This window comes from uncultured Maritalea sp. (genome assembly GCF_937139385.1).
Classification (GTDB): domain Bacteria; phylum Pseudomonadota; class Alphaproteobacteria; order Rhizobiales; family Devosiaceae; genus Maritalea; species Maritalea porphyrae_A.
The window spans coordinates 1-7,095 of record NZ_CAKZPW010000303.1 but is presented as its reverse complement, the minus strand read 5'-3'; the positions used below and the strand labels follow the sequence as shown (position 1 = coordinate 7,095).

The following is a 7,095-nucleotide window of genomic DNA, read 5'->3' as shown; positions in this document are numbered from 1 at the left end:
AAAGCTTGGCTATGGCGGTTTTCAAGATTTCCAACAGCAATTAATTGCCGAGTTGAAAGAGGGGCAAAAATCTCCCGTGGACTTGCACTCAACGCGCCGTCAAGTTGAGGGAGATTATCTCGTTGGCTTTTTTCAACGCGCCGAAAAACTCTTGAGTGAAACCAGCGAAATGATTTCTGCGGGGCAATTTGAGCGCGTATGCGCGTTATTGTCCGATGACAAACGCGGCCTCTACCTAATCGGCGGTCGGATGAGCGATCCGATTGTGCAATATCTTTCGCGCCATTTGCGGCAATATCGTGCGAACGTTTTTCATCTGCCCTCAGACCCAGAAGTTTGGCCCGAATATCTTTTGCGCATGCGCCCAAAAGACATATTGGTCACCATCGACTTTCGTCGCTATCAGAATTCATTGCAAGAGCTGGCGCAGCTCGCGGTGAACAAACGCGGTGCAGGCGTCGTCCTGGTCACCGATAAATGGATGTCTCCCATTTCAAAACTCGCCACTGAGGTTCTGCCTGTGCCCATTGATAGTGGCACAGTTTGGGACAGCTATGCTGCAGCGCTTACGCTGGTTGAGGCCATCGTTGCGCGGGTTACTGAAAACAACTGGGAGCAAACACGCAAGCGCATAGAAGCTTGGGATTCAACTCGATTAGATTTTGAGGCACAAAAAAATGACGAATAGCCCTTTGGTATTTGCGGCGACTTGCGACCTGGCCGGTCAAGTTAGGGGCAAAGCATTTCCGTTGTCTGAGCACACAAAACGCATGAAGAATGGCATTGGTTGGGTGCCAACCAACAGCTTAATCACTTGTTTTGACACGATAGCACCCTCGCCGTTTGGTTCACTCGGCGACCTCGTTATCATCCCCGATGCCAACACCGAAATCAATGTTCAATTGGACCAAGATTCACCATCAGAGCGATTGGTTTTGGGCGATATTTGTGAATTGGATGGCAGCCAATGGGCATTATGCCCGCGCACAATATTGCGCAATGCGCTGAAGCGCTTAAAACGCCTCAGCGGGCTGAAGCTTAACGCTGCATTTGAGCATGAATTCCAACTCACCAACCTTGAAGTCCAGCCAGGCGAGGCCTTCGGCTATGGCGCATTTGCCCAACATCGCGCCTTTGGTGAATCCCTTGTTTCTGCACTGGAACAAGCAGGCATCACACCAGACACTTTTCTAAAGGAATATGGTGCGCGCCAGTTTGAAATCACAAATGGTCCAGCGCTGAATTTGCAGTCTGCAGACTGGGCAGTATTGCTTAGAGAACTTACAAAACGATCGGCCCTAGCCCACGGTAATCACGCCAGTTTTGCGCCAATTGCGGACCCTGAAGGTGTTGGTAACGGTGTGCATGTGCACATGAGCTTTTTGGACGAAAATGATCGACCCGCAACATTTGACCCAGCCCATGAATTGGGTATGAGTGATGTAGCCGGTGCCTTCATCTCGGGGATTTTGAAATATCTTGACGGTATTTTGGCGATTACGGCGCCGAGCGACATTTCCTATCTAAGGCTAACACCTCACCGCTGGAGCGCGGCATACAATAATCTGGGCTATCATGATCGTGAAGCCGCAGTTCGTATTTGCCCAGTGACCGCAAGCGACAATGAAAAGCGCGCCAAGCAATATAACTTCGAGTTTCGCGCAACCGATGCTGCCGCATCGCCTTACTTGGTGCTTGCAGCACTGGTGCATGCCGGCGCTCAGGGTATTGAGGATGCTCTTCCTATGCCCGCCGCAACGCAAGAAGACCTATCGTTGCTCAGTGAAAGCGCCCTGCATGAAAAGGGGATCGTGCGCTTGCCACAGTCGCTGAACGAGGCAATCAAACGCTTTGAACAAAACGAAACCATACAATCCTGGTTTGGTCAGCAGTTTTGCGATGTTTATGTTGCGCACAAACGCGCTGAAATTGAGCACCTTTGCGAATTGACGGACTTGGAGAAATGCAAGCAATATAGCAAGGTTTATTGATCAGCGATCAACTCGGCACTATTTGCAGCTAAAAACTACGCCGAGCTAAGGCTCGAACATAAATCGGGGACCTAGTTTGCTGGCCACAAAACCCCGTGTGATGGCGCTCTCTTGAATACTCAGGCGGCTTGTGGTTGGCAATGTTTGCACATTCCTTAGGCATAAAGGCCGCGCCCTGAATGACAGGGCGCGGCAATGACGCTTTCACAAGTGCAAATCGTCGATTTATACTTTTGCCCTTTTTTTGCGAAGAAAAACGGGAACCAATGCCACGATTATTGCTAGCCCATAAAGCACAATTGAATCTGGGGAATTAACAAGGATTGACCAATCTCCAGCCGAGATAGACAGGGCGCGACGCAAGTTGTCTTCAAACAATCCACCCAATACAAAGCCAAGAATGACAGGAGCCAACGGAAAGTCGAGTTTTCGAAGGAGCCACCCCATAACGCCAAGCCCTATGATCATGTACAGATCATGTGGGTTTGAAACCACAGAATAGACGCCAATAAACGCCAAAACAGCGATCAAGGGTGTCAAATACTTCTGTGGAATTGTCAGCATTCTGGCAAAGATTCCGACCAGCGGCAGGTTGATTATCAGCAATGCCACATTGCCAATATACATTGATGCAATCAGCCCCCAGGCAACCTCAGGATGTTGCGTGAACATGGCGGGCCCTGGGGTTATGTTAAACAACAAAAACGCACCCAGCAGAATTGCAGTTGTGCCAGATCCGGGAATGCCAAGTATCAACATTGGAACCATTGCGCCACCTGCGGCCGCATTGTTGGCAGCCTCTGGTGCCGCCAACCCTCTTGGGTCACCTTTGCCGAATGTGCCATTGTTATCGGATATACGTTTTTCAGTGCCATAGGCCACGGCTGATGCAACTGACGCGCCAGTGCCGGGCAAAATGCCAATAAAGAATCCGACAAACGAGGAACGTACAATCGCCCATTTGACATTCATCATATCAGCCCAAGACACGAAACTCTTATCGATTTTGAGGGCTTTCATCTTGCCAGACACTTGTTGTTCAACAAGATGAATCAGCTCAGCCATGCCGAACAAGCCAATAACAACAACCAAGAAATCGATGCCTGCAAGAATGTCGGGAATGCCAAATGTATAGCGCGCAACGCCAGTGTTTGCGTCAATTCCAATCGAGGCGAGCATGAGACCAAGTAAAGCCGCTAGAAGGGTTTTAACCGCATTGCTGCCGACAAGCGAAGCCAAGCTGGCAAAAGCGAACACCATTAACGCGACATAGTCTGATGGCGAGAATGTTACCGCGTAGCTGGCGAGCAATGGTCCGAACAAACTCATTAGAATGACGGCAAAAGTACCCCCGAAAAACGAGGCGAGCGCAGACAAAGATAATGCCCGACCAGCCTCCCCTTTTTTTGCCATCGGGTTGCCGTCCAATGTGGTGAACACTGCCCCGGCATCACCGGGGACATTGAGCAGAATGGATGAAATTCGTCCACCGTATTCTGCGCCGTAGTAGATGCCTGCGAGGAGAATAATCGCGGACTCTGCTGGCAGGCCAAGGCCATAAGCAATCGGTAGCAGGATTGCTACGCCGTTGATGGGCCCCAGACCAGGAAGAGCGCCAATCAACGTCCCAGCAAAGCACCCAACAAGCACAAGCATAAGGTTAAAAGGGTCAAAGGCGACTGCAAAACCGGCGCCCAAGCCATTGATGATGGTGTCCATTTTCTATCCTAAAGAAACTGTTTCAAGATGCCGGATGGCAGGTTGAGGTCCAAGATCATCTTGCACAAAACATATCCCCCCACGCCTGCTGAGACCGCAAAGAGCCCCGCAGGCTTTACGCGCGCACCGAGAAATTTTGACAATGCGAAGCTGAACATTGTTGTTGAGATGATGAAACCAAGCGGTTTGAAGAGGAATGCGTAAGCGCAAAGCATGCCAACCAAAACTGCTAGACGCAGCAATGTTTGCTTGCTTGCAGAAAAATCTTCAAATTCCGGACGAATAATTAGGGCGACACAGCAAAGTACGGCGAAGCTGCCAATAATCCGTGGCCAGCTTTCAGGCCCCAAAGGGTCATACTGGAAAGGTGCCCCAATTACGGTGAATGCAAGCACGACATAGGCAAGTGCTACAAGCAGAACCGCCCCAGCAAAGATGCTATCTATCATAGGTATCTCCCAAAAAAGGAGCCAATGAAGGCTCCTTCCTGTGTGTTTGTAGTTGATTAGTCGATCAGACCCGCACCACGCGCAATGTCGCGCATCTTTGCGACACGTTCGATGATAGACGCGTTGAGTTCGGCACCTGCCATGTTCAAAGGAAGAAGTCCTTTTTCCTTTTGAATGGTTGCGAACTCTTCGGTTTCATAGGCAGCCTCGAATGCTTCAACCCAAGCGTTATATGCTTCATCTGAAACGTTCTTACCCATGTAGAAGCCACGCAAAATGGTCCACTCAGCGTCATAACCAAGCTCAATGGCAGTTGGAATGTCAGCAAAAGGCGCGCCAATACGTTCTGGCGACATTACAGCGAGAATGCGAAGTTTGCCTTCTCCAACGTGTGAAACCAATTCACCCACGTCACCCATATAAACTTCGATTGACCCACCCAATAGCGCAGCAATTGACTCGCCGCCGCCATCAAACGCGACATAGCGCATATCGCGTGGGCTCAACTGTCGAGAACCGAGCAACAACGCCGCCTTCATCCAATCCTGAGAACCAATTGAGCCGCCTGCGCCAACCACAATTGATTTCAAGTCCTTTTCAGCTGCGGCCATTAAATCGCCTAGCGATTTAAAACGGGAGTCCTCGCGCACAACGATTGCACCAAAGTCGGCGCCGACTGATGCGAGAAAACGCACGTCGGATTCTTTCCATTCGCCATATTTTCCAGTTGCCATGTTGAGCAAAGAACCCGATGAAAATGCCACGATTGCGTTGTCATCATCCGTTCGGGTGGTGTTGAACAAGTTGATCGCAACGGCGCCAACGCCGCCTGGCATAAATGTTACCTGGATTGGCTTCTCCATTTGAGCTTTCAAACCAGATTGCGCAACACGACACGTCAAATCAAAACCACCGCCCGGTTTTGCTGGTGCAATGCATTCAGGTCTATCGATTGGACCGGCAAAAGCAGGAGCTGCGAGAGTAAGCGATACCGCCAAAATGGTGCTAAATTTTTTGAAATTCATGAATTCCTCCCATGGGATGCAAACGAAAGCGCCCAAGCAGCCCCACAACCGCCTGAGCGTTGCCTTTATATGGGACCCAACTGACGGTGGATTGACTCCAAACTGACCTGAAGCTGACCGTTAGAAATTTCGGCTATCGGGCATTGGTTATGGGGCTCAATTGCCCTAATGTTTTGCTCGTCATGAGGATATTATTGGTCGAAGATAATCGAGAGTTGGCAGAACTAATTGCACTCAGGTTCAATGCTGAGGGTAGCGCCCTCGACTGGGAATCTAACGGACAAGAGGCTCTACAGCTTTTGCGTCACAAACAATTTGATCTGGTTATTCTAGATATCAACCTGCCTGGTGCGTCTGGTGTCGATGTCCTCAACGATGTTCGCGCCAGAAACGACAATATTCCCATAATCGTCCTTACTGCCCGCTCCAACATTGCAGATCGAATAAACATTTTGGATGTGGGAGCAGATGACTATCTGACCAAGCCTTTTGACTTCGGCGAATTGGCTGCCCGATGCAGGGCTGTGGTGCGGCGCCGGTCGGGCCAATCAAGTAATCTCGTCATCTTTGGCAAGTTCCAATATGACCGACGTGCAAAGCGCGTCTTAATCGATGGCGTGGAGGTTGAACTGCAAGCCCGAGAGGTACAGCTGCTCGAAGTGTTCTTGAGCAATTTGGGGCGGGTCATGTCAAAAGAAGACGTAGCCGACAAAATCTATACCTTTAGTCAAGCGCCCAGTTTAAATGCGGTTGAGCAAACGGTGACAAGACTGCGAAAGAAACTCGAAGGTTCGGATTTTGCAATTCGAACGATTAGAGGGTTGGGTTATCTGGCCAGTGCAAATGAAAGATAGAAAACGAGCAACTTATTCTTTGCGACGGCGGCTAACATTTGCGATGGCTGCGGGCTTTATGCTTGTCCTTGTGATCATCTCGATTGGGCTTTGGAGTTATGCCCGTTCGGCAGCAAATCAAACTTACGACTTGTTGTTGCAAGGTGCATCGATTGCCATTGAAGAACGCATATCGATTATCGACAATAAAGTGCTCGTAGACTTACCCCCTGCCGCGCACCAGATTTTGGCGCTCTCCCGCGCTGATCGTGTGTTTTACAGGGTGATGGATGCCAACGGAAAAACGATTACAGGCAACCAAGACCTACAAAGTGTTGGGTCGCCGACCGAAGATAAAACCAATCAGTTTTACGACGCTTTCTATCTTGGTGAGTTGGTTCGCTTCTCGGTGCGCTACCGTCACTTAGTTTCAGCTACAGCAACCGAAACTGTTGGCGTTCAGATTGGCCAAACGAGGAACAGTCGAAATGAACTACAACGCGACATTTTTCTTAAGGGCTTTTCTGGCTTAGCCATATTAGCGGTTATTTCCATGGTGTTTTCGCGCGTGGCCATCACAATTGCTATGCGCCCACTTCTAGGAATTGAGAAAAACATCTCCCAAAGAACACAGTTTGACCTTTCACCTTTGGCCGCACAACCGCCAAGAGAAATTGTTGGGCTAATTGATTCAATCAATGGGTTTATGAACCGCTTGGCCGTCTCCAAAGACAATGCAGAACAATTTATTGCCGATGTGGCCCATCAAATGCGCACTTCTCTCACCACAGTGATGGGTCACATGCAAAATGCCGACAATCAAATGGATCCTAAAATTCATAAAGCGAGCAATGAAAAAGCCTTGTCGGCACTAGCGCGCACAATAAATCTGACCAATCAATTGCTCGCACACGCAATGATCATGCATCGTCATGATCATATTGAGTTTGAAGAAATCGATTTGGCGCAAATAATTACGGCGGCGGTAGAACGAACGCTCTCGATTGATCGCCATGAGAACATTGAAATCGAAGTGCATATTGCACCTCAATTAAAAGGTTGCGCATTTGTTGTAGGA

Annotated in this window: 7 protein-coding genes; 4 read left to right on the top strand and 3 right to left on the bottom strand. The window is 49.4% G+C overall.

Annotated elements, in window-relative coordinates; genetic code table 11:
• The coding region (locus Q0231_RS12445; protein ID WP_299347890.1) for a MurR/RpiR family transcriptional regulator at positions 1 to 688 on the top strand (688 nt) is incomplete at its 5' end.
• Entirely contained in the window at positions 678 to 1,991 is a 1,314-nt protein-coding gene (locus Q0231_RS12440; RefSeq protein WP_269392843.1) for a glutamine synthetase family protein, read from the top strand. The genes Q0231_RS12445 and Q0231_RS12440, both read left to right, overlap by 11 nt.
• Before the next feature lie 225 nt (positions 1,992 to 2,216).
• Here the strand turns inward: Q0231_RS12440 and Q0231_RS12435 are convergent, their stop codons facing one another.
• Genes Q0231_RS12435 through Q0231_RS12425 form a run of 3 tightly spaced genes read right to left on the bottom strand, consistent with a single transcriptional unit; the run spans position 2,217 to position 5,184 of the window.
• On the bottom strand, positions 2,217 to 3,710 hold the full coding sequence (locus tag Q0231_RS12435; RefSeq protein ID WP_299347889.1) for a tripartite tricarboxylate transporter permease: 1,494 nt from the start codon (positions 3,708 to 3,710) through the stop codon (positions 2,217 to 2,219).
• A gap of 8 nt (positions 3,711 to 3,718) precedes the next feature.
• Entirely contained in the window at positions 3,719 to 4,159 is a 441-nt protein-coding gene (locus Q0231_RS12430) for a tripartite tricarboxylate transporter TctB family protein (RefSeq protein ID WP_299347888.1), read from the bottom strand.
• Between the two features lie 56 nt (positions 4,160 to 4,215).
• The gene (locus Q0231_RS12425; protein WP_299347887.1) at positions 4,216 to 5,184 is read right to left on the bottom strand and encodes a tripartite tricarboxylate transporter substrate binding protein; all 969 of its coding nucleotides are present in this window, start codon (positions 5,182 to 5,184) and stop codon (positions 4,216 to 4,218) included.
• Between the two features lie 194 nt (positions 5,185 to 5,378).
• Here Q0231_RS12425 and Q0231_RS12420 point away from each other — a divergent pair, with 194 nt between their 5' ends.
• Positions 5,379 to 6,038, top strand: coding sequence for a response regulator transcription factor (locus Q0231_RS12420; protein WP_269392847.1), 660 nt, complete (start codon positions 5,379 to 5,381; stop codon positions 6,036 to 6,038).
• Positions 6,028 to 7,095, top strand: a 1,068-nt coding sequence (locus tag Q0231_RS12415; RefSeq protein ID WP_299347886.1) for a sensor histidine kinase N-terminal domain-containing protein, incomplete at its 3' end; no start/stop codon positions are given. The genes Q0231_RS12420 and Q0231_RS12415, both read left to right, overlap by 11 nt.

Bases quoted from the DNA above. Each gene is read 5' to 3' on its own strand.
- Q0231_RS12440 (WP_269392843.1), top strand. From the start codon at position 678: ATGACGAATAGCCCTTTGGTATTTGCGGCGACTTGCGACCTGGCCGGT.
- Q0231_RS12430 (WP_299347888.1), bottom strand. From the start codon at position 4,159: ATGATAGATAGCATCTTTGCTGGGGCGGTTCTGCTTGTAGCACTTGCC.
- Q0231_RS12435 (WP_299347889.1), bottom strand. From the start codon at position 3,710: ATGGACACCATCATCAATGGCTTGGGCGCCGGTTTTGCAGTCGCCTTT.
- Q0231_RS12425 (WP_299347887.1), bottom strand. From the start codon at position 5,184: ATGAATTTCAAAAAATTTAGCACCATTTTGGCGGTATCGCTTACTCTC.